The sequence below is a fragment of the Rothia nasimurium genome (assembly GCF_004569295.1).
GTDB lineage: Bacteria > Actinomycetota > Actinomycetes > Actinomycetales > Micrococcaceae > Rothia > Rothia nasimurium_B.
The window spans coordinates 13,035-38,302 of the sequence record NZ_SPQC01000013.1 but is presented as its reverse complement, the minus strand read 5'-3'; the positions used below and the strand labels follow the sequence as shown (position 1 = coordinate 38,302).

18 protein-coding genes, 1 pseudogene and 1 riboswitch are annotated in these 25,268 nt (G+C 61.3%); of the genes and pseudogenes, 9 read left to right on the top strand and 10 right to left on the bottom strand.

Annotated elements, in window-relative coordinates; translation table 11 throughout:
• Window positions 1–63: 63 nt before the first annotated feature.
• The 3 genes from uvrB (at window position 64) to E4U03_RS04925 (ending at window position 4,856) form a co-directional block, all read left to right on the top strand.
• Window positions 64–2,208 carry an excinuclease ABC subunit UvrB gene (gene uvrB, locus E4U03_RS04935; RefSeq protein WP_135012057.1) on the top strand — a complete coding sequence of 715 codons (2,145 nt, stop codon included), beginning with the start codon at window positions 64–66 and terminating at the stop codon, window positions 2,206–2,208.
• Window positions 2,209–2,287: 79 nt separating this feature from the next.
• The gene (locus E4U03_RS04930) at window positions 2,288–3,496 is read left to right on the top strand and encodes an MFS transporter (protein WP_135012055.1); all 1,209 of its coding nucleotides are present in this window, start codon (window positions 2,288–2,290) and stop codon (window positions 3,494–3,496) included.
• A gap of 163 nt (window positions 3,497–3,659) precedes the next feature.
• Window positions 3,660–4,856: a TerC family protein gene (locus E4U03_RS04925; RefSeq protein ID WP_135012053.1), complete on the top strand. Its 1,197-nt coding sequence runs from the start codon at window positions 3,660–3,662 to the stop codon at window positions 4,854–4,856.
• Between the two features lie 546 nt (window positions 4,857–5,402).
• Here E4U03_RS04925 and E4U03_RS04920 read toward each other — a convergent pair.
• A complete protein-coding gene (locus tag E4U03_RS04920; RefSeq protein WP_135012051.1) occupies window positions 5,403–6,815 on the bottom strand; it encodes an alpha/beta fold hydrolase in 1,413 nt (470 codons plus the stop codon).
• A 175-nt stretch (window positions 6,816–6,990) separates the two neighbouring features.
• Between E4U03_RS04920 and E4U03_RS04915 the strand changes: the two genes are divergently transcribed.
• Entirely contained in the window at window positions 6,991–7,527 is a 537-nt protein-coding gene (locus E4U03_RS04915; protein ID WP_135012049.1) for a hypothetical protein, read from the top strand.
• A 25-nt stretch (window positions 7,528–7,552) separates the two neighbouring features.
• Window positions 7,553–7,891: a M3 family metallopeptidase gene (locus E4U03_RS04910; protein ID WP_245207665.1), complete on the top strand. Its 339-nt coding sequence runs from the start codon at window positions 7,553–7,555 to the stop codon at window positions 7,889–7,891.
• Here the strand turns inward: E4U03_RS04910 and E4U03_RS04905 are convergent.
• The gene (locus E4U03_RS04905) at window positions 7,888–10,491 is read right to left on the bottom strand and encodes a DEAD/DEAH box helicase (protein WP_135012045.1); all 2,604 of its coding nucleotides are present in this window, start codon (window positions 10,489–10,491) and stop codon (window positions 7,888–7,890) included. The two genes, E4U03_RS04910 and E4U03_RS04905, sit on opposite strands and share 4 nt — an antisense overlap.
• A gap of 344 nt (window positions 10,492–10,835) precedes the next feature.
• Here E4U03_RS04905 and E4U03_RS04900 point away from each other — a divergent pair, with 344 nt between their 5' ends.
• The 3 genes from E4U03_RS04900 to E4U03_RS04890 all read left to right on the top strand — a co-directional run bounded on the left by E4U03_RS04900 (window position 10,836) and on the right by E4U03_RS04890 (window position 14,657).
• Window positions 10,836–12,491 (top strand): ABC transporter transmembrane domain-containing protein, encoded by a 1,656-nt coding sequence (locus E4U03_RS04900; RefSeq protein ID WP_135012043.1) that lies wholly within the window; start codon window positions 10,836–10,838, stop codon window positions 12,489–12,491.
• Window positions 12,484–14,226 (top strand): ABC transporter ATP-binding protein, encoded by a 1,743-nt coding sequence (locus E4U03_RS04895; RefSeq protein ID WP_167752290.1) that lies wholly within the window; start codon window positions 12,484–12,486, stop codon window positions 14,224–14,226. The genes E4U03_RS04900 and E4U03_RS04895 overlap by 8 nt, the downstream gene beginning before the upstream one ends.
• Window positions 14,227–14,354: 128 nt before the next feature.
• The gene (locus tag E4U03_RS04890) at window positions 14,355–14,657 is read left to right on the top strand and encodes a hypothetical protein (protein WP_135012039.1); all 303 of its coding nucleotides are present in this window, start codon (window positions 14,355–14,357) and stop codon (window positions 14,655–14,657) included.
• On the opposite strand, the gene E4U03_RS04885 is transcribed toward E4U03_RS04890, so the two are convergent.
• Entirely contained in the window at window positions 14,650–16,158 is a 1,509-nt protein-coding gene (locus E4U03_RS04885; protein WP_135012038.1) for an L-lactate MFS transporter, read from the bottom strand. The genes E4U03_RS04890 and E4U03_RS04885 overlap by 8 nt on opposite strands.
• A 239-nt stretch (window positions 16,159–16,397) precedes the next feature.
• On the opposite strand from E4U03_RS04885, the gene E4U03_RS04880 reads away from it, so the two are divergent.
• Window positions 16,398–18,107, top strand: a complete 1,710-nt coding sequence (locus E4U03_RS04880; RefSeq protein WP_135012036.1) for a formate--tetrahydrofolate ligase — start codon at window positions 16,398–16,400, stop codon at window positions 18,105–18,107.
• Between the two features lie 78 nt (window positions 18,108–18,185).
• On the opposite strand, the gene E4U03_RS04875 is transcribed toward E4U03_RS04880, so the two are convergent.
• From E4U03_RS04875 to E4U03_RS04850, 7 genes and pseudogenes are all read right to left on the bottom strand, one after another.
• Window positions 18,186–18,668 (bottom strand): hypothetical protein, encoded by a 483-nt coding sequence (locus E4U03_RS04875; protein WP_135012034.1) that lies wholly within the window; start codon window positions 18,666–18,668, stop codon window positions 18,186–18,188.
• Window positions 18,589–19,014, bottom strand: coding sequence for an alpha/beta fold hydrolase (locus tag E4U03_RS04870; protein ID WP_135012032.1), 426 nt, complete (start codon window positions 19,012–19,014; stop codon window positions 18,589–18,591). Before E4U03_RS04870 ends, E4U03_RS04875 begins: the two co-directional genes overlap by 80 nt.
• A 529-nt stretch (window positions 19,015–19,543) precedes the next feature.
• On the bottom strand, window positions 19,544–21,256 hold the full coding sequence (gene dld / locus E4U03_RS04865; RefSeq protein ID WP_135012030.1) for a D-lactate dehydrogenase: 1,713 nt from the start codon (window positions 21,254–21,256) through the stop codon (window positions 19,544–19,546).
• A 113-nt stretch (window positions 21,257–21,369) separates the two neighbouring features.
• Window positions 21,370–21,564: pseudogene (locus E4U03_RS13110) on the bottom strand (bifunctional hydroxymethylpyrimidine kinase/phosphomethylpyrimidine kinase); the annotation flags it as partial.
• A gap of 159 nt (window positions 21,565–21,723) precedes the next feature.
• Entirely contained in the window at window positions 21,724–23,424 is a 1,701-nt protein-coding gene (gene thiD / locus E4U03_RS13105; protein WP_209304118.1) for a bifunctional hydroxymethylpyrimidine kinase/phosphomethylpyrimidine kinase, read from the bottom strand.
• On the bottom strand, window positions 23,421–24,296 hold the full coding sequence (gene thiM / locus E4U03_RS04855) for a hydroxyethylthiazole kinase (RefSeq protein ID WP_135012028.1): 876 nt from the start codon (window positions 24,294–24,296) through the stop codon (window positions 23,421–23,423). Before thiM ends, thiD begins: the two co-directional genes overlap by 4 nt.
• Window positions 24,285–24,399: riboswitch (TPP riboswitch) on the bottom strand. It overlaps the preceding gene by 12 nt.
• An 84-nt stretch (window positions 24,400–24,483) precedes the next feature.
• Window positions 24,484–25,188: an MBL fold metallo-hydrolase gene (locus tag E4U03_RS04850; protein ID WP_135012026.1), complete on the bottom strand. Its 705-nt coding sequence runs from the start codon at window positions 25,186–25,188 to the stop codon at window positions 24,484–24,486.
• Window positions 25,189–25,268: the final 80 nt, after the last annotated feature.

Here is a 25,268-nt window from a genome sequence, read left to right as displayed (position 1 = left end):
CCCCCGATGAAACTAGTACATATGTTCTAGTTTTGTTGGGGGTTTTTCGGTAGGGTAGAGGGTATGAGCCTTGCCCAAGAAATTAACCGCGTCGTTGCGCCTTTTGAAGTTGTCTCTGAGTATCAGCCGGCTGGTGACCAGCCCAAGGCAATCGCGGAACTGACCGAACGCGTCCAGAACGGTGAAAAAGACATCGTGCTCATGGGTGCCACCGGCACCGGTAAATCTGCAACGTCTGCCTGGCTCATCGAGGCCGTCCAGCGCCCCACCCTGGTCATGGTGCAAAACAAGACCCTGGCTGCCCAGCTGGCCAACGAACTGCGCGAGCTGCTACCCAACAACGCTGTTGAGTACTTCGTTTCCTACTACGACTACTACCAGCCCGAAGCCTACGTGCCGCAGACCGACACCTTCATCGAAAAAGACTCCTCCATCAACGAAGAAGTCGAACGTCTGCGCCACTCCGCCACCAACTCCCTGCTGACCCGCCGCGACGTCGTGGTGGTTGCTACCGTCTCCTGCATCTACGGCCTGGGTACCCCCGAAGAATATGTTGCCCAGATGGTGACCCTGCGCCAGGGCGAAGAAATCGACCGGGACGAGCTGCTGCGCCGGTTCGTCTCCATGCAGTATGCCCGCAACGACCTAGACTTCCACCGCGGCACCTTCCGCGTCCGCGGCGATACCGTCGAAATCATCCCCATGTACGAAGAAAACGCGATCCGTATCGAGTTCTTCGGCGACGAAATTGAAGCTATCTATACCCTGCACCCGCTCACCGGCGAGGTCATCCGCGAAGAAACCGAAATGTACGTCTTCCCGGCCTCCCACTACGTCGCCGGCGCCGAACGCATGGCCCGAGCCATTACGTCCATCGAGGACGAGCTGCGCGACCGCCTGCAGGAGCTGGAGTCCCAGAACAAACTGGTTGAAGCTCAGCGCCTACGTATGCGCACCCAGTATGACCTTGAGATGATGGAGCAGATGGGCTTCTGCAACGGCATCGAAAACTACTCCAGCCACATTGACGGGCGCGCTCGCGGCACAGCCCCGCACTGTCTGCTGGACTACTTCCCCGATGACTTCCTGCTCATCGTCGACGAATCCCACGTGACCATTCCCCAGATTGGTGCCATGTTTGAGGGCGATATGAGCCGCAAGCGCACCCTGGTTGAACACGGCTTCCGCCTGCCCTCGGCTATGGACAACCGCCCCCTCAAATGGGAGGAATTCCTCGACCGCATCGGCCAGACCGTCTACCTATCAGCTACCCCCGGCAAGTACGAGCTGGCCCAGGCCGACGGGGTGGTGGAGCAGATTATTCGCCCCACCGGCCTGGTCGACCCCGAAATCGTGGTCAAGCCGACCGAGGGGCAGATTGACGATCTGCTCGAAGAGATCCGTGTGCGGGTAGAACGCGACGAGCGCGTGCTGGTTACGACCCTGACCAAACGTATGGCTGAGGATCTCACCGACTACCTGCTGGAACACGGGGTTAAGGTGCAGTACCTGCACTCTGACGTTGATACCCTGCGCCGTGTGGAGCTGCTTAGCGAGCTGCGCCAGGGCGTCTTCGACGTGCTGGTGGGCATCAACCTGCTGCGTGAGGGTCTAGACCTGCCCGAGGTTTCCCTGGTCGCCATTTTGGACGCTGACAAGCAGGGCTTCTTGCGCTCCACCACCTCCCTGATTCAGACCATCGGTCGAGCCGCCCGTAACGTGGGCGGTCAGGTGCACATGTACGCCGATAAAATCACCGACTCCATGCGCACCGCTATCGACGAAACCAACCGCCGCCGCGAGATCCAACAGGCCTACAACCGCGAGCACGGCATCGACCCCCAGCCCCTGCGCAAGAAAATTGCCGATATCACCGATGCCCTGGCCCGCGAGTCAGAAGACACCGCAGAGCTCCTTGCCGCCCGCAAGGGTGCCTCGGGCAAGCTGGCTCCGGTCAAGAAGGGCACTAAGTACGCGGCAACCAGCCCCGAAGCCGAAGAGCTCTTCAAGAAGGCAGAAGCCCGGGTGCGTCAGGACGGCCTTGCGGCAGCTCCCGCCGAAGACCTGCTGGGTCTAATCGAAGAGATGCACGCCCAGATGATGCAGGCCGCCGAAGAGCTCAAGTTTGAGCTGGCGGGTCGCCTGCGCGATGAAATTGCCGACCTGAAGAAAGAGCTACGCGCAATGCAGGAAGCCGGGCACGCCTAAAACCCGGGGAGGTCTTTCGAAGCTCGCGGCCTTAGTGTAAACTGGTGCAGTTTGTGTCAGCACCACTTAGGGATCCTCTATGAGCCAGAAAACCGCGCGTCCCAGCGTTGCCCGAATGCCGGGTATGCCCCAGATTCTGCTTACCTTCGGGCTGACCATTTGCAGTCTATCTATCCTGCTTCCAGCATCCCCCGCCTGGGCGCTCGCAGGTGAGGCAGGTTCCCTGGGGGCTGGCGCCACCAACGCGGTACTCATGGCTGTCACCGTAGCCACCCAGTTCAGCGTCCCTGCCCTCACTCGCCGCTTCTCCTGGGCTTTTGTGCTGCCGGCGGGCACCCTCTTTATGGGGCTGCCCTCCCTCATTCAGGCTCTTAGCCCCGATTTGCTCAACGTCCTTGTTACCTCGGGTTTGCGCGGTATCGGCTTCGGCATTGTCACCGTCTGTTGCTCATCGGCTATGTCCTACCTCATTCCCGTCGAATACCGTGGGCGGGCCGTCGGGCTCTACGGGCTGGCAGCTGCAGGTGCCCAGATGTTCTTTACACCCGTCGCCCCCTGGGCTCTCGATACTTTCGGGTACCGTTCGGTGATCTCAGCCGGTGCAATCGCTGCAATTGCAGCTCCCTTCGCCCTGCAGCTAGGTCGACTGGTTGACCACTTCATGGAAGAACAAAGGGCCGGTGAGCAGGGAAGTAGCGCTACCCCGGTAACCTCCACCGCAACCATCATCGCCCGCATCTGGCCCGCACTGCTGACCCTCACACTCGTCACCAGCGTCGGCGGTGCCTTCATGACCTTCTCCACTGAAATCGCTCCCACTGCCACCCTGGCGACCGGGGCCCTGCTCCTACTCTGCGCCTTGGCAACTCCCACCCGTCTCTACGGCGGCTCCCTCACTGACCGGTTTGGTACCCGCCTTCTCATGACTCCGGTGCTGGCCCTCACGGCCCTGGGCGCTGCCCTCGTTGGCTGGGTCAATGGGGCGAGTCTGCCCTCTATTGTTTTCCTCTTGGCTGGCGCAAGCCTGATCGGGTTCGGTTACGGCTTCCTACAGTCGATGACCATGGTACGCGCCCTCTCGGATGCCGGTGGGGCGGACACCACCCAGCGGGCGTCCGTCGCTTGGAACTCCCACTTCGACATCGGCACCGGCCTGGGCTCTCTCGCCATCGGTGCCGCCGCGCAGGCGACCAGCTTTGTCGCAGCCTGGGCGGGCGCGGCCGTCCTTCTCCTGGCCTGTGCCATCGTGCTCGGTCTTAAGGACGCCTGTATGTCTGTTCAAAAGTAAGAAGATGGGTTATAGTTGTAGACCGAGCAAGGGAGTATCCCACTAATTCCTGCATCGTCAGCACGTTGATCGAAGGCGCCCAACCGGGGCAGGAAACCACCCTGAGCGGTGGTGGGAGAGACTTGTGGATTTTGGCAAACCCCAACCACAAGAAAGGCTCCCAATGCATATCACTGGGTTGCAGTGGGGTGTAACGATTGCGTTCATCCTGGCACTGCTTGCTTACGACTTCTTCTTCCACGTGCGAAAAGCGCACGAACCCACCATCAAAGAGGCCGCGATTTGGTCGGCCGTCTACGTGGGTATCGCCCTGCTCTTTGGCCTGGTCATCCTGTTCTGGGACGGCACCCAGTTCGCCGCAGAATACTATGGCGGCTACATCACCGAGAAGGCTCTGAGCGTCGATAACCTCTTTGTCTTCCTGATTATCATGGCCTCTTTCAAGGTGCCGCGCAAAGACCAGCAAAAGGTGCTGCTCTTCGGTATTATCTTCGCGATGATTGCTCGCACCATCTTCATTCTGATTGGTGCTGCCGCTATTGAGCGCTGGAGCTGGGTCTTCTACCTCTTCGGCCTGATTCTGATGTACACCGCCGGTAACCTCATCAAGGGTGAAGTCACCGACAAGGAAGAAGAGGACGAAGCCAACAACTTCGTCGTTCGCCTGGCCAAGAAGATGTTTAACACCGTTGACTACTACGACGGCGACAAGCTCTTCACCGTAGAAAACGGCAAGAAGGTCATGACCCCCATGCTGCTGGTCATGGTGGCTATCGGTGGTACCGACATCCTCTTCGCTCTGGACTCCATCCCCGCGATTTTCGGTCTGACCCAGGAGGCCTACATCGTCTTCACCGCGACCGCTTTCTCACTGATGGGTCTGCGCCAGCTCTACTTCCTGATTGACGGCCTGCTGGACCGCCTGATCTACCTCTCATGGGGTCTGTCCATCATCCTGGCCTTCATCGGTGTGAAGCTGCTGCTGCACGCTCTGCACTCCAACACTTTGCCCTTTGTGAATGATGGTCACCCGGTTCACGTAGTTGAAGTTGGAATTGAGCTCTCACTTGCTGTTATTGTAGGCGTTCTGATCATCACTGTTCTGGCTTCTCTTTACAGCCCGAAGGGCCGTGCTCTGGCAACCATTCAGCGTGTTCAGACCTTGTCTGAGAAGTACCTGAACCTGCCCGCCGACGCTTCTGAGGCTGAGCGCGCTGAGATTCAGAGCAAGCTTGATGCTGAGGTGGCTAAGTCCCGCGAGATTCCGCAGAAGTACCGCGACGAGCTGATTGAGTCTGAGAACGAGTACCAGGACCTGGTCCGCCGTGCCCGTACCGCTCACGCCGAGCGCAGCGCCTAACCCGCAGTAGGCGTCCGCCCCAAAAACCAGGGGTGCGGACGCCCACCCCGGCTTCACGACCGCTGGCCCCATCCCTAGAGGGAAGGGGCCAGCGGTCTTTCTATGAGCTGGTAAGAGAAAGGTCTTCTACCTGCAATGTTCACAGTTACTCTTGCCCCCCCGTGTGTGTGTTTGAGTAGAATTGACCTTAACATCTATTGAGAAACTGAAGGGAACTCCTAATGTTTGCAGTTGAGTATATGATCCTAGTTTTTTCTCTCCTTCTGGCAGGTGGGCTCTTGCTAACTCTTGCCCGCATGGGTGCAGCTGGGACTTTAAGCCGTAACAGGGTTATTGGAATTCGAACCGGAGCAACTATGCAGTCAGATGCTACCGCTACTACGGCTGCTAACGCCGCTAACGAGGCCCACCAGCGAGTAAAAGAGGATTCTCAGGCATAGAACGCTTGCAACCTTGACAAGCGCCGCAGGCTTAAACTGAAGCATCGGCGTGCTGACCCTATTATTGGGGTCAGCACGCCGATGCTCTATTTTTCAGGTAAAAACCCTAGCGCATATCAGCTAGCAGATTCTTCAGATGGCCCAGAATTAGGGGGCCGTCAGCGCCTAGACCGTCATGGTGGTGGGTCTTGGAGGTCCACACACGGGTGTTACCCACGAACTCGGCCGTCTTTATCGAGTGGGCATAATCCACGTACACATCGGGCACGTAGGCCGCTGCGACCAGGGGCACCTCGTTGCGGGCCAGCTGGTCGTGGTCGTACAGACGGCCCCAGTCCTTCTTCTCAGCCAGTAGTTGGGCAACCTCAGCCAGCGGACGCAGAGCCGGGTCCTCCTCGTAATACCAGGGGAAGATATGCTCACCGGTCAGCAGCAGGGGAGAGGCATCCTCGGCAAAATCCGGGCGCTCAGCGTACATGCGGGCAGCAGACCAGTTCGTCGGTGAAGCGGACGGCGAAGTGCCCCCCAGCCCCTGAGCGGGGCCGTCCGCATAAATCGTCTCGTGCAGCAGGCCGTAGAGGGGGCCAGCCTGGAAGCTGACCTGGGCGCTAACCTCCGTCAGGAACTGGTCAGAGAGCCACTTATCAGACTCAGCAAAAGCCGACTCCAGTACATAGTGCAGGCCCCTAGCCCGGCCGTTACCACCCAGAATATTGCCTAGCATCTGGAAGCGGTGCGGGGTCAGGCGCTCGCCGGTGGGCAGGTATTCCTCGTTCTTGGCCAGGTGCTCGCAGATGCGGACGGCCAGGTCCTTATCTTCGGGGTACCAGCCGTAGTATTCCTCGGTGCGCTCCTTCATGCGGTCGAGGGTGGAGCGGTAGATGTCATCCACGTGGGAGCGGATGGGGGCAAGCCCGGCAGTCATGCGGGAGTCCTTGAGGGACTCAGGCGCAAAGGAGAGGTAGGAGAGGGTCAAGAAGCCGCCGAAGCTCTGGCCCATGGTCGACCAGCGCTTGTCTGTGCGGTCTGCCAGCAGGAATTCACGGACGACCTCGGCGTCGGCAATGATGGAGTCGGCGCGGAAGAGCTCACAGAACTCAGCCTGTACCTCGGGGGTGCCCTGGGCGGTGATGACGCGGGCAGAGAGCGGGGTGGAATTGCCGGTGCCGCGCTGGTCTAGCAGAATCAGGCGGTGGGTCTTGGCGAGTTCCTGTACCCAGCCGCCTTCAGAGATAGGGCGGGGGCTCTTGCCGCCGGGGCCGCCCTGCAGATAGACCATGTAGGGGCGCTCATCGACGGGGGTGGTGAGGGCATCAGAGGTGTCGATGACTTCGCGGGCGAAGACGGTGATGGTCTGGTCAGCAAAGCGGGATTCCAGGGCTGCCGCTTCACCCTTGCCGTAGATGAGCCCGTGGGTTAGGGGCACGGTGAACCAGTGGTCTACCAGTTTGAGGGAGTCAATGGTGTGGGTGACGCCGACGCGGTGGGTCGGCTGGGGCAGGCTGGGGTGGGTAGGCATGGGTCTCCTTTGCGCGCAAGTAAGGTCTTTCTTCTACCGATAGGCTACCCTAGCTTCCCTGCGCGGGCTCTGAGGTGGTGCGTAAGAAGTTCTAATGTGACCGCTTTAGGTGAGAGCACCCCTAGAATGTGACTGAGGTTACCGACTCAGGGTGCAAATGCAGTAACCTATCTGCATGACACAGAATCCCCTGCTCACAGAATCTTCCCTGCCCTACCACTTGCCCGATTTTGCTGCAATCCGCGCAGAACACTACCTGCCTGTACTAGAGATTGGTCTGGCTGAAGCCCGCTCAACCTATACCGCAATCGCAGAGCTCACCGATGAGCCCACCTTCGACAATGTGGTTGCCCCGCTGGAACGCCCCAGCGATACCCTCGAACGAACCACCAAGGTCTTCTACAACCTGGTATCGGCGGACGGCACCCCCGAATTGCTAGCCCTCGAAGGGGGCATCACCGAAAAACTTACCCAGCTTGAGAACGACCTCTACCTTAATCCCGCTATCTTCGCCAAGCTTGATGCCGTCTACCGGGGCCGTCAAGAGGCAGAGCTGACGGACGAACAGGTGCGCCTGACCGAGAAACTCCACCAGAGCTTCACCCTGGCCGGGGTTGCCCTTAGCGACGCTGACCGTGAGGAACTCGCTAGCTTGAACCTTGCTATTGCCCAGGCCCAAACCTCCTACGGCCAGGGCACTGGCGGTTGCTGATCGCACGGCAGGTACTCCTGAGGCTGTGGAGAAGCTGTTTGTACAGACCATTGAACCGTCTATGCGGAACGCTGACCGGGAGGCGCATGCGATTGCGGCCCTGGCGGCAGAGGACGGTATAGACAAGATTGAGCCTTGGGACATGACCTATTACTCAGAGAAGGTCAAAGCCCGGGAATACGCTGTTGATCCTGAAGCCCTGCAGTCCTATTTTGAGCTCAACCGGGTGCTTGAGGACGGGGACGTCTTCCGCCGCTATATTCTGGCGGTCGGCGGCACCCAGCCCATCCCCGAGGCCTTCAAATCCATGACCGGACGTACGGCCGACACTGCCCCGTTGTTGAAGCGGCGCGGGCTGGCCTAGAAAGCCCCCACGCTCTCAATCAGCACCATGGGCGCGCCTTCCTCGTCTGAGGCGTCCAGGTCGACCCTGGCGACAATCCCGAAATCATGGTTGTCGTCGGGGTCGGCAAAGATCTGACGCACCTTCCACACCCCGGGGTGCTCAGCCGTGTCGTCGTCAATCTCAATCAGGCGCGGTGAGCGAGCCTCGGCGTCCGTATAGATATCCTCGTACTCCTCAAAGTAGTCATCCATCGCCTCAGCCCAGCGGTCGGCGTCCCAACCCGAGCGCTCACCGTCCAGCTCGCCCAGCAGGCGGTCGCGCTCGTCCGCAAAGAGCTCCACCCGACGGAACATCGCGTTACGCACCATCACCTTAAAGGCGCGGACGTTGCTCGTCACCTTGGGAGCAGATTCGGCAACGAGCTCTTCGAGTGAGTCCTGAACTGGGATACCTTCTTCACCGGCGGCCAGGCGCTCCCACTCATCCACCAGAGATGAGTCGGTCTGGCGGATAACCTCGCTCAGCCACTCGATCACGTCGGTGAGCTCATCGGTCAGGGCAGATAGGGGCACAGTTTGGCGCAGGGCCTTGTAAGCGTCCGACAGGTAGCGCAGCAGAATACCCTCGGAGCGCTCCAGCCCGTAGAACTGGATGTAGTCGCCAAAGCCCATGGCCCGCTCATACATATCGCGCACCACGCTCTTGGGCTCTACCTCAAACTCCTTCATAAAGGGAGCGCCCGCCGAGTAGGTCTCAAAGGCCTGTTCTAGCAGGTCAGCCAGGGGCTGCGGGTAGGTGATTTTATCGAGCTCAGCCATGCGCTCGTTGTAGTCCAGCCCCTCAGCCTTCATCTCGGCTAGGGCCTCACTCTTAGCCTTCTTCTCCTGGCCAATCAACACCTGGCGGGGCTTTTCCAGGGTGGACTCAATCACCGAGACCGCATCGAGGGCGTAGGACTCCGACTCCTTATCGAGTAGAGACAGCGAAGCCATCGCGAAGGGGGAGAGCGGCTGGTTCAGGGCGAAGTTCTCCTGCAACGAGACAGTCAGACGCACGGTGCGGCCAAACTCGTCGGGCTCCGGCAGGCGCTCCACCACGCCCCCGTTGAGCAGCTCCCGGTAAATACCAATCGCCTTGCGTTTGAGGGCACGCTGCTTAACCGGTGGCTCGTGGTTGGCGGTGAGGAAGAGCATGACGGTCTCAAAGGGGTCAGCCTCACGCTGCAACATATTGAGCATCATGGAGTGGGTCATCTGGAAGGACGAGGTCAGCGGCTCGGGCTCTGCGGCAATAATATGCTCGAAGGTCTTATCGCTCCAGGCCACAAAACCCTGCGGGGGTTTCTTCTTTTTACCCCGCAGCGACTGGGCCATCTTCTTCTCATCCCCATTGAACTTCTCCCGGGCCTTGGCCTCAAGCCGGTCGTTCTCAATTTCGTGTTCGGGGGCCTGAACCACCACGTAACCGGCCGTATCAAAGCCAGCTCGGCCCGCGCGTCCTGCAATCTGGTGGAACTCACGGGACTTCAGGCGGCGGGTGCGCTGCCCGTCAAACTTGGAAAGGGCAGTTACGAGCACCGTGCGGATGGGGACGTTAATACCCACACCCAGCGTATCGGTACCGCAAATGACCTTGAGCAGGCCCGCCTGGGCTAGCTGCTCCACCAGACGGCGGTACTTGGGCAACATGCCGGCATGGTGAATGCCGATACCGTTCTTGATGTACTTCTGCAGCTGCTTGCCGAAGCCCGCCGAGTAGCGGAAGCCGGCGGTCAGCTCGTTGATGCGCTCCTTGTCTTCCTTAGAGGCAATAGCCAGGCTCATGAGCGAAGCGGCTGTATCGATGGCCTGGAGCTGGGAGAAGTGCACAATGTAGACCGGGGCCTGGTGGGTGCTCACTAGCTCGTCTACCTTCTCAACCAGGGGCTCACGGGAGTAGGTGTAGTTGAGCGGAATGGGGCGGTTCTCGCTGGTGACCAGGGAGGTCTGCCGTCCGGTGAGCTCCGTCAGTTCGCGCTCAAAACGGCTAGTATCGCCCAGGGTTGCGCTCATGAGCAGGAACTGGGCCTGTGGTAGGTCAAGCAGGGGAGCCTGCCAAGCCCAACCGCGCTGGGGGTCAGAGTAGAAATGGAACTCATCCATGACTACCTGGGTCAGATCAGCCCCTTCACCCTCACGCAGCACAATATTGGCAAGAATCTCGGCGGTGCAGCAGACGATGGGGGCATCGGCGTTAATAGAAGAATCGCCGGTCACCATACCCACGTTCTCAGCCCCAAAAATCTCGCAGAGATCAAAGAACTTCTCAGACACCAGGGCCTTAATAGGGGCGGTGTAATAGGAGCGCTGGCCAGTCGCCAGACCCATAAAATGAGCTGCAACCGCCACGGTAGACTTGCCCGACCCGGTAGGGGTCGCCAAAATGACGTTGTTGCCCGCCGCTAAATCAAGCACAGCTTCATCCTGGGCCGGGTACAGCTGCATACCGCGAGCCTCAATCCAAGCCAGAAAGGCCTCGTAGGCTTCATCGCCCGTGAGCGGGTTAGAGGCAAAAATGCCACGGAAATAGGGCTTGCTGTTATCGGCTAAAGAGGGGGAGAGAAAGGGAAGAATCTTCATGGTTCTTCTAGTTTAATAGACCGGTCAAGACAAAGACGGGTGTGACGCTTGTCAAACCTGCCCAGAGTGTTCTAAGGTAAAGGGCAGAACTTAACCGCATATCTAGCTCACGAAAGGAGGCCCACGAAATGAATAATCGACCTATTCCCTTCAACAGCCTCCCCGTGGGTAGACACATCAATGGTGCGCTCGCTTCTAGCCCGACTGCTGGTTAGACGAGTACGATAACCTGACGTAGACACACCTATCGGGGCAAGCGAACCCGGTAGGTATTTTTATGCCCTGCGGGTTTTTCCTCACATACGACCTGCCCACCCGCACGCACACGCTGAAAGAGTAGCCTGATGGCTGAGATGACTGACGAGACAAAAACCAAGTCGCCCAAAGAAAAAGTTAAGTTCCGTATCGCCCCGCCGGGCTTCCGCTGGCGCCCGCTCTTCTTTCTGCCCTTCCCCCTCGACATTCTGACCTCCCTCGCCCTGGTGTTCCTGCCGGTTCTAGTGGGCACGATTATTGACCTGTACACCTCAGGCGATGAGGCAGGCGCCTGGCGGTTGGTCTGGTTGCTGGTGGGCTTGGTGGTCTACCTGTCGGTCGTTGAGTTCGTGGGTTGGGGTATCACCTTTAGGGTGGTGGCCCGCATCGAGCGGGACTGGCGGCTCTACATTGCCAGCCTGATGTCCGGCAGCCCCAACCGCGACACCGGCGCCCTCATCGCGATCTTGAACAAGGACGCCCGCTCCATGGCCCAGATGTGGCAGCCCATGATTCTGGCCTTTTCCGCGGTGGGCGTGACCGCCCTGGGCACCTGGCAGCTCTGGCGCATTAGCCCTGTGATTGCTGTGGTGAGTTTGGGTGGCTTGATTCTGACCATGCTGACCCTCACCTGGATTTCCAAGCTGCTCGAGAAGCACGCGGACGTCTTCCGCGACAAGGTGGGGGTGTCTACCTCCCGCGCCTCTGACGTAGCCTCCTCGATTCGCACCATTCTAGGACTGGGTGCCCAGCGCCGCATGATGGGCCGCTACGGGGCAACAGCCCAGGACGTCTACACCTCCCAGATTCGCCTAGAGAGCGTGCAGACCTGGTCGTATGCGGTGCGCAACCTGCTGGTGGGAGCTGTGACCTGGGTGGTCATTGCGCTCGCCCTGCGCGGGGCCGCCCCCGAGGGTACCTGGATTACTGAGGTTCCCGCTGGCCAGCTGGTCACGGTGGTTGGTCTGATCAACACCCTGACCGGCCCTATCTGGTCGGTGGAGATGCTGCTCTTTGCCTGGCGTAACGCCCGCATTGCCCTCAAACGCGTAGATAGACTTGCAGCTGAGGTTGAGGGTAACTCTCAGGTAGAGAGTAAGGACGCTCCGGCCCCGGCGACCAGCGCCGCAGCAGGGCAGGCGCTGGTTGAGGTTCCCCGGGCCAGCGCCCCGGTGCACTACATCAACCCGCGCGAAGCCGGGGTGCCAGCCCAGGACTACGCCGAAACTCTGACCGAAGCCCTATGCCAAGCTCAACCTGCCCCGGGCAGGGAGCAGGCGGCGGGCATCCTCACCGGGGGCGAGCGCGTGCTTCTCTCGGAGCCCAACCCCATGATTTTTGCCGGCTCCCTGGCTGATCACCTGCAGATGGGCACTGAAGGGTTGAGCCGGGAGCGCATGATTGAGCTGCTCCAGCTCACCGACTCCGAAGAAATCGCCTTCCGACTTGGTGGCCGCGACCCCGAAAAGTACCTGTCTAGCACCCTGGCCTCAGAGGGTACCAACCTCTCTGGGGGCCAGCGGCAGCGCCTGGCCCTGGCCCGGGCCCTGGCCCAGCCTGCGTCCGTGCTGGTGCTCACCGAACCGCTGAACTCGGTGGACGAACCCAGCCAGAAGTTTATCTTGAACCAGCTCGAAACCCATACGGGAAGACCCGGCCCCCTCGAACACATCCGCCAGATTTACCTGGTCTCAACCACCATGGAGGTTGAGCGACGACTGAAAGCAGGTGAAGCCCGTGGCTAACCTCCTCCCCATTACCGACGGTAAGACTACCTGGCGGCTGCTGGCCCTCTCGATTCTCAAAACCCCCTGGCAGCTGGTCTGGCTGGTGGTTCTGTTTGTGGCTAGCTCCGTGGCTACCCTGGTGACCCCCATTATGGTGGGGCAACTGATTGACCGGGCTACCACTGGGCAGCTGACCGGCTACCCCTGGGCAGAGCTAGCGGTTATTGGCCTCGCCGTGGTCGCCGGTGCCCTGCTGGCCCGTGCTTGGACCTTCCAGGGCCAGAAAATGGGTGTGCGCCTCAACCGCGACCTGGGCATTGACCTGGTCGGGGCCTCCCTGCAGCTGGACGCCCAAACCGTTGAGGACGCCGGCTCCGGCGACCTGGTAGCCCGCCTGACTGATGACGTCGACAGCGTGCGCCAGGTACTGGCCACCGGCCTGCCGGAATTCGCCCATATCAGCATCTACATGGTGATTACCGCGGCCACCATCTTCACCGTCAACCCGGCCGTCGGCCTGGTGACTGTGCCCATGTTTATCGTGATGACCATCGCGCTCTCGATTTTCCTACCCCGGATCGCCAAGCTCACCCGGGAAAAGACCGAAGCCGTCAGTGACCTGACTGTGGTGGCAACCGAAAACATCCGCGGTGCTGGCACCGTTGAAGAGCTGGGGATCAGTGAGGCCCGTGCTCGGGTGCAGGATGAGCGCATCTGGAAAACCTTTGAGGTCAGCGACCGCATGGTCGTGGTGCGCTCCATCTTCTGGGCTGTGGACGCCTTCAACTCCTTCCTGCCCCTGGTGCTCTCCATGGTCTGGGGCGCTTACTGCGTGGAGCAGGGCTGGGCGACCTGGGGCGACGTTGCAACCGCCTCTATCATGCTCTTCACCATGCGCGTCAACTCGGATATCTTCACCTTCTGGCTCGACCGCCTGCGCGAAATGACCGTCACCATGGGGCGCGTCTTTGGCGTCATCGACCTGTCGAACCAGCAGCAGGTCCGCCGTGCCGCCGGGCAGGTGCCTGCCCCGGCGCACCTGCCCGAGCAGGGCGCGTCCGCCCCGGTCATCAGCCTGCAGAGCGTGACCTACGGGTACGACCCGGACGCCCCCGTGATTAAAGGGGTAGACCTGCAGCTGGCAGCGGGGGAGAGCCTAGCCCTGGTAGGACGCTCCGGCTCGGGCAAGACCACCCTGGCCCGCCTGATTGCCGGGTCGCTCACCGCAGACAGCGGCACCGTGCAGGTCGGTAGTCAGCTAGTGGGCAACGGGCTGTACCCCACCCAGCCTGATGCCAGCGGACGCCCCGCCCTGCTCATTTGCACCCAGGAGGCTCACGTCTTTGTCGGCTCCCTGGCCGAGAACATGACCGTGGCAGCACCCGACGCTAGTGCCGAGCAGATGCTCACCGCCCTGCGGTCGGTGGGCGCCACCTGGGTCGATGACCTGCCCGAGGGGCTGGAGAGTCGGGTCGGTGGCGGTAGCACAGAGCTCACCCGCGACCAGATTCAGCAGCTGGGCCTAGCCCGCATCGTGGCTGCCAACCCCCACGCGGTGATTCTGGATGAGTCAACTACCCAGCTTGAACTGGCGGACGCCCGCCAGTCCCTGGCCGCGGTGATGCAGGGCCGGGCCGTCATCATCATCTCCCACGACGCCCGCATCGTCTCACTGGCTGACCGGGCCGTGCTCCTGGAAAACGGTGAGCTGGTTGTAGAGGGTGCCCCGGCAGAAATCTTTGCCCGCGCCTAAGAAACCTCACAGGTCTAAGATGTCTGGGCCTCATTCGCCCTGGGCTGGTTACTGACCTGGCAGGCGCGGGCGGGGAAGGCGTCCGCCCTATTATCCTGCTCCCGGCCCTGGCTGCCGTCTGGCAGATCGTGGCTAAATTCCCTGACCCTGGCGCCCCCAATGCGCTCACCCTCTTCGTTACCGCAGGCGGGGCCGTGGTGGTCAACCTCATCTGTACCCTGATTCTGGCCCGTTTTCGTACCGGTGCCGGGGCGCTCACCGCAGCCGCCTTTTTGGCAGCTCGCAATGATGTGCTCATCAACCTCGCTATCATCGCCGTAGCTGGTCTCACCGCCTGGGTAGGAAGCGGCTGGCCTAATCTGGTACTGGGTGCCCTCATCCTGGTGCTCAACCTGGGGGCTGCCAGGGCAGGGCTTCTGGTTTTTAGCTGAACAGTGCCAGCGAGCGAATTATGGTCTGGGCTAGGCCATAGACCAAGCCGCTTGTGACGAGTAGGGTCAGGGCCCAGGCTGCCAGGGTATGCAGCGGGCCGCCGGCGTTGACCTTAATTTGTTGGTCAGCGGTGCCCAGCTTCCCGTGGCCTGCCAGCTTTGCCATGTCCTTCTCTGAGGCATGGTGCTTCTCGTTCACCGGCTTGACCAGCAGGTTGGCGATGAACCCAACTGCCAGCACGCCCACCATGATGAAGAGGGAGGGCTGGTAGAGCTCGGCACCAGAGGCATCGGGGTTGCCCCCACGCACGGTGTCCTGAACCAGGTTGACGATGAGCGGCCCAGCAATACCCGCAGCTGACCAGGCGGTCAGCAGGTGGCCGTGGATAGCCCCCACCTGTAGGGTGCCAAACATATCGCGCAGATAGGCCGGGATGGTGGCAAAGCCACCGCCGTAGAAGGAAATGATGATGAAAGCGGTAGCGATAAAGAGCACCAGGCTGACGTTGCCGAAGAGTGCCCAGATGATGTAGAGGGCCAGCCCCACGCCCAGGTACATGATGTAGATGTTCTTGCGGCCGATGATATCTGAGGTCGATGACCAGACGAAGCGGCCACCCATATTGCCCAGGGACAGCAGACCGACGAAGCCGGCTGCCGCCGCAGCGGAGATGGTGAAGTAAGACTGAATCATGGGGGAGGCTGATTCAAGCAGGCCGATACCGGCGGTGACATTGGTGAATAGTACAGTCCAGAGCAGCCAGAACTGGGGAGTGCGGATAGCCCGGGCTGCGGTGACGTTCTTGTTGGTGCGCATGGTATTGGGCTTCTGCTGGGCCGGGTCGAAACCGGCGGGCTTCCAGTCGGGGTGGGGGACCCTGATGACGAAAGCGCCCAGCAGAATAATAAGGGCGTAGGAGGCAGCGAGAACTAAGAATGAGGGGACGAGCGCTGATGCCTGTTCTGTCTTTTCGGCTGAGCCTGAAAAGAGCTCCATGAGCTGGGCCGATACGGGAGAAGCAATGAGCGCACCGCCGCCAAAACCCATGATGGCAAGCCCGGTGGCCATGCCCGGGCGGTCAGGGAACCACTTCATGAGGGTGGATACCGGGGAAATGTAGCCCAGACCCAGACCAATGCCGCCGAGTGCACCGTAACCCAGGAAAACTAGCCATAGCTGGTTGGTGGTCACGCCGAGAGACGCGATGAGAAAGCCTAGAACCCAGCAGGTTCCCGCCGTTAGCATCGACTTGCGAGGGCCAACCCGCTTCACCCAGGTGCCACCGATGGCCGCTGAGATACCCAGCATGGCGATGGCGAGAGAGAAGACCCAACCCACTGCGGTTTCAGTTGATCCAAAGTGGGTGACCAGCTGGGTCTTAAAAACTGACCAGGCGTAGACTTGCCCGATGCAGAGATGGATGGCAAGTGCCGCTGGCGCCATGAACCAGCGGTTAAAAGTGATGGGTGCTACGATAGCTGACCTATCAAGAACTGACATGAAGCTTTCCTCTGAGATGTGTGTCTGCTGGCGAAATTCAATGTGTAGTGATGCGCTCAACATTACCCCATGCCGGCGGCTGGCGTATGTTATCTGTCCTAGGGGTGGCGAGTCTGGTAGCTCTTCTAAAATTTTGAGCATTCCTTGAGATGTATGAGTGTGCTGGCTCTGCAAAACATGACTCAGGGCACTAAACTGGGTGGTGGCAGATAAGCTAGTTAACCAAGGAAGTTCACATTATGAGCAAGCACTTCCCCTCTGATCTTGAAATCGCCCAGGCAGCGACCCTGCAGCCGATTACCGAGATTGCCGCAGCATCAGGCATCAATGAGGATCGCCTGGAACCCTACGGCAAGTACGTTGCCAAGGTGCAGCTGACCGACGACACCACCGCAGAAAAGGCCCTGGCCCGCGGCTCCAAGTACATCGTGGTCACCGCCGTTACCCCCACCCCTCTCGGCGAGGGTAAGACCGCAACCTCGGTCTCCCTGGCCCAGGGTATGGCAGCAACCGGCCGCAAGGCCATGCTGACCCTGCGTCAGCCCTCCATGGGCCCCACCTTCGGCATCAAGGGTGGCGCAGCAGGTGGCGGCTACTCCCAGATCGTCCCCATGGAAAAGCTCAACCTGCACCTGACCGGTGACTTCCACGCCGTCACCGCAGCCCACAACCTGCTCGCTGCCATGATTGATAACCACCTGCACCACGGCAACGAACTGCGCATCGACACCCGCGCCATCACCTGGCGCCGCGTCATCGACATGAACGACCGCGCCCTGCGCAACATCGTTATCGGCCTGGGTGAGCGCATGGACGGCGTGCCCCGCGAAACCGGCTTCGACATCACCTCAGCCAGCGAAATCATGGTGATTCTCTCGCTCTCCACCAGCTTCGCTGACCTGCAGGAGCGCCTGGCCAAGATCGTAATCGGCCTCAACGTGGACGGCGACCCCGTCACCGCAGCCGACCTCAAGGCCGACGGCGCTATGGCCGTCATCCTGGCTGACGCTATCAACCCCAACCTGCTCCAGACCCTCGAGAAGACCCCCGCCCTGATTCACGCGGGCCCCTTCGGCAACATCGCCACCGGTAACTCCTCGGTTGTCGCTGACTACGTTGGTCTTGAGCACGCCGACTATGTGATTACCGAGGCCGGCTTCGGCGCAGATATGGGTGCGGAGCGCTTCTTTAACGTCAAATGCCGCGTCTCCGGCCTCAAGCCGGACGCCGCCGTCCTGGTGGTCACCGTCCGCTCCCTCAAGTCCCACTCGGGCCGCTACAAGATTGTGCCCGGCAAGCCCCTGCCCGAGGGCTTGCTGGCAGAGAACACCGAGAACGTCGAAGCAGGCGCCGCTAACCTGCTCAAGCACATCGAGATTGTGCGCTCCTTCGGCGTGCAGCCGGTGGTTGCTATCAACGCCTTCCCCACCGACTTCGAGTCAGAACACGAGACGATTCGCCGCATTGCCGAGGAGGCTGGCGCTCGCGTGGCGATTCACCGCGGCGTTGCCGAGGGCGGTAAGGGCGTGACTGAGCTGGCGGACGCCGTCGCCGCAGCCTGTGATGACGTGAGCGAGCTGACCTACACCTACGAGGACGAAGATAGCCTGACCACCAAGATTGAGAAGGTTGCCACCAAGGTCTACGGCGCGGACGGCATTGAGGTCGCCCCGGCTGCGGCTAAGCAGCTGGCCCGCTACGAGGAGCTAGGCTATGGCAAGCTGCCGGTTGTCATTGCCAAGACTCACCTGTCCATCTCGGCTGACGCCTCGTTGAAGGGTGCCCCGACCGGTTGGACTCTGCCGGTGCGCGAGGTGCGCCTGGCTGCCGGTGCCGGCTATGTTTACGCTATCTGCGGCACCATGCGTACCATGCCGGGCCTGGCCAAGTTCCCGGCTGCCGAACGAATTGGCTTTGACGAGGACGGCACTATGGTCGGCCTCTTCTAAACCGCCTTTAAACAGGTAGATACCATCTAAATCAGAAAAACCCACGTGACTGGTGGGTTTTTCTGATTTAGATGGTATCTAGTCCCTTAAGGGGGAGGTTACTGCTGTTCGGGGGGCGTTCGGCTGGCACACGGTGCCGGTCGCGGGCAAAACCGCACAGCCGAACTCGGTAAACTCAGCCAGCACCTCATCGGTGATCTCAGGGCCGCCAATGACCTCGGGAACGCCCACCTCCTTCATGCGAGCCAGCAGGGCCTCTACGTCCGGAGTCTTAGGCTTCGAGGGGCACACCACCAGCTGCCCGGCCGTATCAATCTCAGCGCTATTGGTCGCAATCATCTGGGCAAGGGCGTCTACCGCTTCCTTATCCCCGGCCTTGGCTTTACCCAGCAGGTCCAGGCCGTCTCCCTGTATGACGTCCGGCCCGTAGAGCTGGCTGGTCAGGTAATCACGCAGCTCCGAACCGGTAATTTCGGTGTCGTCACTGGCTACCAGGGGCTTGTCGGTCAGGGACTTCTGGTAGTCGAGCATCTCGCGCTCGCTGGTGAAAGGGCAGGTCACGACTGTATCTTCTGAGGTGGTGAGGTCGGAGCAGCGCTCTGCCAGGGCACCCACAGCTTTCGATACGGCTACCATCTGGTCGTAGTTGTGGGTCAGGACCCCACTGGGCATTTTCAGCCGAGTCGAGCACCAGGCGTCCTGCCTTCTCGGGGAAGAGAGTAGCGTAGGTGGCCCCCAGCATAGTGCCGTAGGAGTAGCCCAGGTAGTCGAGGCGCTCGCCCCCGGCCAGGGAGCGGAGCAGCTCCATATCGCGGGCTACCTGGGAGGTGCCCATGTAGTTGGCAACGCCCCAGAGCTGGTGGCTTTCCAGTACGGGTGCAAAGGAGGGGTCGGTTGCCAGCGACATGGCGTGCTGAATGCCGCCGATGCCCGGCCCGCCGGGGTTGGTGAAGAGGGGTACCTGTGGGTCGCTGCCAGTAGAGACGGTGCGGCTGACGGCTAGGTCAAGGGTGCGGTTATCGTCCGAATCTCCCCAGTTGGGCGGGGCGGTGACGGTGCCGCACTCGTAGTTGGCGTAGTCGAACCCGGTTTCTTTCAGCAGCTCTTCGTTCTCGAGGGAGAAGCCGCTGTGCTCGGCGGTGCACTCGCCCCAGGTGATGGTCTGCTCGTAGAAGTTTTCAAAGTTTTCCCGCTGCCAGCTGGCTCAGTGGGCGCGGTCGGCTGCGGGAGCGAGGGCCTAGTCTGACGGCTGCTGGGCGGAGGGGACGCTGAGGCTACAGCCTGCCAGGGCTAGAGTGTGCTGGCTGCCAGGACGGCTGTGGTGAGGTAGGCGGCGCGGTGTCGGGCTGGTTGGTGCTGGAGTGTGATCACACCTGTCTTAAAAAATTAGCCGTCAGGATGAACCTGCTCCCCGCCTACAGGCGGATAAACAGCAATTAGGCCCAGCCCTTCTTAGGGGAGGTGCCGCCGATGCCGGCGTTGAAGGTGTTGGTGGGGTCAAGCTGCTTAAAGTGCTCCACCATAGCCTCGGGCATGTGGTAGAGACGCCCATAGTTGTGCTCAGCAGGCAGTTTGGCGCCACGGGCCTCAAGCAGCTCCTGGATATCGTCGTGCAGCTTATGGGGGTCAACGCCCTTTTTGGCGACGTAGTCCTGGTGCATGACGTGGCAGAAGAAGTGACCGTAGTAGGCGGTAACATCCAGCTGGCTAGCAATTTCAGGGGGCAGTACCTCTAGCCAGTCCCAGTCATCGCGGCGCAGGGCAACATCGATGGGTATAAGCTCGCCTAGCTCCTTGCGCTTCATGCTGGCGTAGCGGGTGGCGGCACTGGCAGCACCAAAACGGTTGAGGTTGGCGCTCTGTGCCTCGTCCGCCGTGCAGATAAAGAAGTCACCCTCGTGCTCGGGGGCCGCAAAAAAGTCCTTGAGCATGGTTTCGGTCGCCTGCTTCTGGGCCTCACTGACGGTGAGCAGCAGGTGGTGTTCGAAGCGGTCGCGGTAGTCTAGCATACGCTTGGGCAGCTGGTTGGGGACCAGGTCGAAGATACGCTGGGAGACGGTGTCGGCGAAGGTGGGGCCGATGCCCGGGACCTTGCTGAAGACCCCGTTGGCCCAGGTCTTGAAGGCAAACATGCGGGTCTGCAGGGCAGAGCTCATGTACTTGAGGAAGACGAAGGTGTCTTTGCCGTACTTTTCTGCCAGGTCGAAGGCGCTGCGACCCATGTATTCGCCCGAGATGGGTAGGGGCATGTCGGCTTCGAGGAAGATGCGGCGGATTTCTTCGAGCTCGCGGGGGTTGTGGGTGCCAATGTAGAACATGGCGGGGTTCTTCTCGAGCGGGAAGGTGCGGGTTCGCACGGCAAAGACCATGATTTTGCCAGCGGATCCGGACGCCTCAAATAGGTACTCAGGGTTGGAGTTGTAGCGGGCGGGGGTCGGCTCCATCTTGCGTAGGTGGGCGGCGTACTCGGTCTCACTGCTGTCGGCAGGGGCGGGGGTGACGTCGTCCGCCGACCAGGTGCCGCGCTGCAGGCGGTCGAGGGCGGCCTCGGGGTCGTCGCCCAGGGAGATACCCAGGTGGTTGACCAGCTCGACCTTGCCTTCTTCGGTGACGCGGGCGTAGATGGCTTCGCGGGTGAAAGCCGGGCCCTTACGAATTTGGCTACCGCCGGAGTTGTTGGCGATACCGCCGATGACCGAGGCGCCGATGGAGGTTGACCCGATCACCGAGTGGGGCTCGCGGCCATGCGGGGCCAGCTCTTCGGTTAGGTGAGTGAGGGTGGCGCCCGCCAGGGAGATGGCCTCGTGGGCGTCGTTAATCAGGTGCACCTGGTTGATGAGGTGGGTTGAGATGAGCACGATGGGCCGGTCGTAGTCCTGGAAGCCCGGGCCGGAACCGCCGGTCAGACCGGTGTTAGAGGCCTGGGGAATTACCATGAGGTTGTGGTCAACGCAGACCTGGAGCACCTTCCACATCTGCACCAGGGTGGTGGGGCGGAGGACGGCAAGCAGGGGGCCGCCGCCGAAGCGGTAGCCCTTGCTGTAGGGAATGGTCGCGTGCTCTGCGGTGAGCACGTGGTCAGCGCCCACGATGTCCTTGAATGCCGCGAGGGCCTGCTGATGGGCTCCTGGGTGTGCTGGGGAGGTCATCTCACATCTTTCTGTCGGTTCGTACTCCCGTTTGCAGGCTGTGCCGTTGCACCGGGAGGGGCCGCGCCCCGTGGTAAGGCCCATAGCCATCATCCGTCGCCGACCTGGGGCTGTCAAACAGAAAGGGTGCGGCGGTGAGCTTGGTCGAAGAAATGCAGTTCATGGGCGGACGCCTGCTGGTAGGCCTGCGCCGCGAGGGGGCGGACGCGCGGCGGGGCATCTTCGAGAGCTGCCTCCACGTAGCTGAGGGCTTGTTCGACAGAGGCCCTAAAATCTGCTGACCCGTACATGCTTAACCAGGCGGTGTGCGTGCGCTCGGGCGTGTTGGAGGTAGCAAGGCCAGCTCCCGTGGAGTAGGGACTCTACCGTGAGCCCCACGTGCCCAGAAAACCTGCTGCTCGGAGGTGGGAGCCTTGGCGCTCAAGAGGGCCAGGGCCCGTGAGTATTCCCGCAGGTAGTAGGGCATCTTAATCCTGATAGAAAGTGAAATCCTCGGCCGGCAGCGTTCCATCGGCTAGCTGGCGGATGAAGGGCAGGGCCGTGATGCGCTCCCAGAGACCGCCGGTCATTTCCCAGAGGGCAGCCGTGTGCGGGCCAGCTGCCGGAATCAGGGGAGTCGGGGAGGCGGCGTCCGCAAAAGCACCCAGGGGAATCGGAGTGGCACCGGCAGTCACCGAGCCAGCCCACAGGTTCCAGAAGTGGTTAACCGGGCCGTGCCCGGCTCCCACCTGCAAGCGGTCGCTGGTAGCGATAGCCCCGTGCAGCCAGGCAGTGACCCATGAGAGGGCCTCTTCGAGACTGTCACCCGCGCCCAGGCGGGTGGCCAGCGCGGACGATAGGGAACAGCCCGTGCCGTGCGTGTTAGCGGTCGCAAGGCGCTGCCTACTAAAGACCGCCTGTACCCCGTCGGCTGTGACCACCGCGTTCCCTGCCTCGGAGCAGGTCAGATGCCCACTCTTGACGATAACGGCAGCCCCGTACCGGGTAGCAACCCGCTGGGCCATCTGGCAGGCATCGTCCCAGGTGGCTGGCGGCTGCTCCTGGGCTAGAATCGCAAGTTCCGGGGTATTGGGGGTAAGCACAGTAGCCCGGCGGGAAAAGTCGCGCAGGGCCTCTTCTGCGGCAGGTTCTAAAAGCCGGTCGCCGCTGGTAGCAATCATCACCGGGTCAAGGACCACAACCTGCTGGGGGTTATCGTCGAGCCAGGCGGCCACCGTATCGATAATGTCCACCGACCCCAGCATGCCAATTTTGACGGCGTCAATACGCACATCGTCGCTCACCGCATCAAGCTGGGCCCGTAAAAAGTCGGTGGGCGGAACCTCAATGGCCCGGACCCCCAGGGTATTTTGGGCGACCAGGGCGGTGATAGCACTCATGCCGTAGCCGCCTGCTGCCGCAATGGATTTGAGGTCAGCTGAAGCACCTGCTCCGCCGCTGGGGTCAGTGCCTGCGATAGACAGAATATTGGGGACGGGGCAGGAGTGCCGGGAGCCCTTTGCCGTAAAAAGCCCGCGTAACCGAGTAGCGGTTAGCTCCGGCTCAGATGCCCCCATGAGGGCAGAGACCACGCAGATTCCGTTGACCCCGGTGGCAGCGAGTTCGGCCGCGTTATCAAGCTGGATGCCGCCGATAGCCACGCTCGCGATGCCCGCCTCGGCCGCCCGTTGGGCCAGGTCGGTGATACCCGCAATCCCCAGGGCCGGTGCCGCATCGGGCTTGGTGGGTGTATCAACCAGCGGGCCCAGGCCCACCACATCGGGGAGCCGAACCCCGGCCGCTGTGCACTGGGCGATACAGTCCTCTAGCTGGTCGCGGTTCTCAATCGACAGGCCAATCATCAGATGCTCCGGCAGGATCTGGCGGGCCTGAACATAGGGCATATCGGACTGCCCAATATGCAGGTGTAGGCCCAGTGAGAGAGCAAGCTGAACCCGGTCGTTGACGAAAATTGGCACCCGTCTGCCCCCGGCGCGGGCCAGAGCTCGGGCCTGAACTTCAAGCTGCTCGTCACTGGCCTGCTTATCGCGAAGCTGCACCACGCTGACCCCGCCCTCGATAGCCCGCAGGACGTGGTTGGTCAGGTGTTCGGCAGGTTGAAAGGACGGGTCCGTGACCAGGTAGAGCGACCAGTCAACGGATGCGCGCTTGGTAGGGAATACAGTCATGCCTGCCCACCTGCCTTCAGCTCCCGCAGGCTGACCCGCTCAAGAATCTGCTCAGCACTCAGCTCGGCCAGGGCATCGAGCCAGGCAACCGCGAAGGAACCGGGCTTGGTGGCATAAAGACTTCCGGCAACTGAACCGGCAGCTGCCGTATGGGCATGGGCGGCAACCACAGCATCGTGGCGGTCAAGACCCGCTGCCAGCGCTGCCCCGGCATAGGCAGCTACCAGGGCCCCTAAGAAACAGCCGGTACCAATCACCTGGGCCATGGTGGGGTGCCCGCCTTCTACCGCCGTTACCTGGTCGCCGGTGACAACGTAGTCAATTGCTCCACTGATAGCAACCGTGGCACCGGTCTGTTGACTGAACACGCGGGCTGCGGCGAGTACGTCCTCGGCCTTATCGGTTGCGTCTACCCCGCGTCCGCCCCGGCCGCTGCCGGCCAGCACCCCAACCTCTGAGGCGTTACCTCGAATCACGGCGGGGGAGAGCTGCATTACCTCCCGGTAGAAATCGGTGCGGGCTGTGAGGGCGCCGGCGGCAACGGGGTCCAGCACCCAGGGAGTTCCCGCGTCCTTGGCTCCGGCAATAGCCTGGCGCATTCCTTCGTACTGTTCGGCGCTGGGGGTGCCACCGTTGACCAGCACGCCGGTAGCAATCCGGGCAAAATCGTAGGACTCAGCCGGCGTATCGCACATAGCCGGGGCAGCACCCGCCGCTAGCAGGGCGTTAGCGGTGATGTTACTGACCACAGCGTTGGTTAGGCACTGCACCAAAGGCGTGGTAGTTCGCACCGCTGTGATTGCTGCAAGGATGGCGGTGCTTGAGTCAGAGGGCACGTCGAGGCGCGCAGAAATAGAGGCATGCTCCTGCATGGGTTTCCCTTCGCTAGTTCTAACTAGAGCAGGTTCAGTGGGTGTGTTCTCAGCCCCGTCCGCCCGAAAAGAATTGGCAGTAGGGGCACCCCAAACCAGTTGTAAGGTTCATGCTAATAAGTAGACCGGTGGGCGACAAGGTATAACTTCTGTATTACGGCTCCACCGGGCTTGCCAGAGGGGGCTCCTACCAGCCCCGCTCCTTCCACTTAGGCAGCTGGGGGCGTTCCTTGCCCAGGGTGGTGGAGTCGCCGTGGCCCGGCAGCACCAGGGTGTTATCGTCAAAGCGGCCGAAGATGCGCTCTGAAACATCGGCAAAGAGCTGCTCAAAGTCCTGGGGAGAGTTGGTCTTGCCCACCCCGCCTGGGAAGAGCGAATCCCCGGTGAACAGCAGAACCCGCTCGCCGGCGTCTGCACCATCAGGTACCCGCAGGGCCAGGGCAATTGAACCCGGGGTATGCCCGCGCAGGGCAATCACCTCAAGCTCAATGCCGGCTAAGGTCAGATGCTCGCCACCTACCAGACGTTCTTCAACCTCTACGCTTTCCTGCTCCGCAATGGCCTCAGCATCGGGGGCGCCGCAGTAGGTTGCCGGGTCCCAGGTCTCCACTGCCTCCGGCAGAGCTCGGATGTGGTCCCAGTGGGAATGGGTGGTTACCAGGGCGCGGACGCCAGCCCCCGCCTGGTCATAAGCAGCGAGTGAGTCGGCAGCGGCAGCCTGCTGGACAAAGGTGTTGATGGCGGGAAAATCGTCCGCGGCGTCAATCAGCACCTGCCCACCGCTTGCCCGGTGGGTCAGCAGGTAGACGTTGTTTTCCATCTCCGATACCGCAATGGACCGCACGGTCAGGGCATCGGACTCAAAAATCAGGGTATTGGCTAGGTCACTCATGGCCCCATTCTAGGCTCTCACCCCGCCTTTGTACCATGCCCTGCCCGGTTTAAGACCCCAGAATGAGCCGGGCGCGGTAC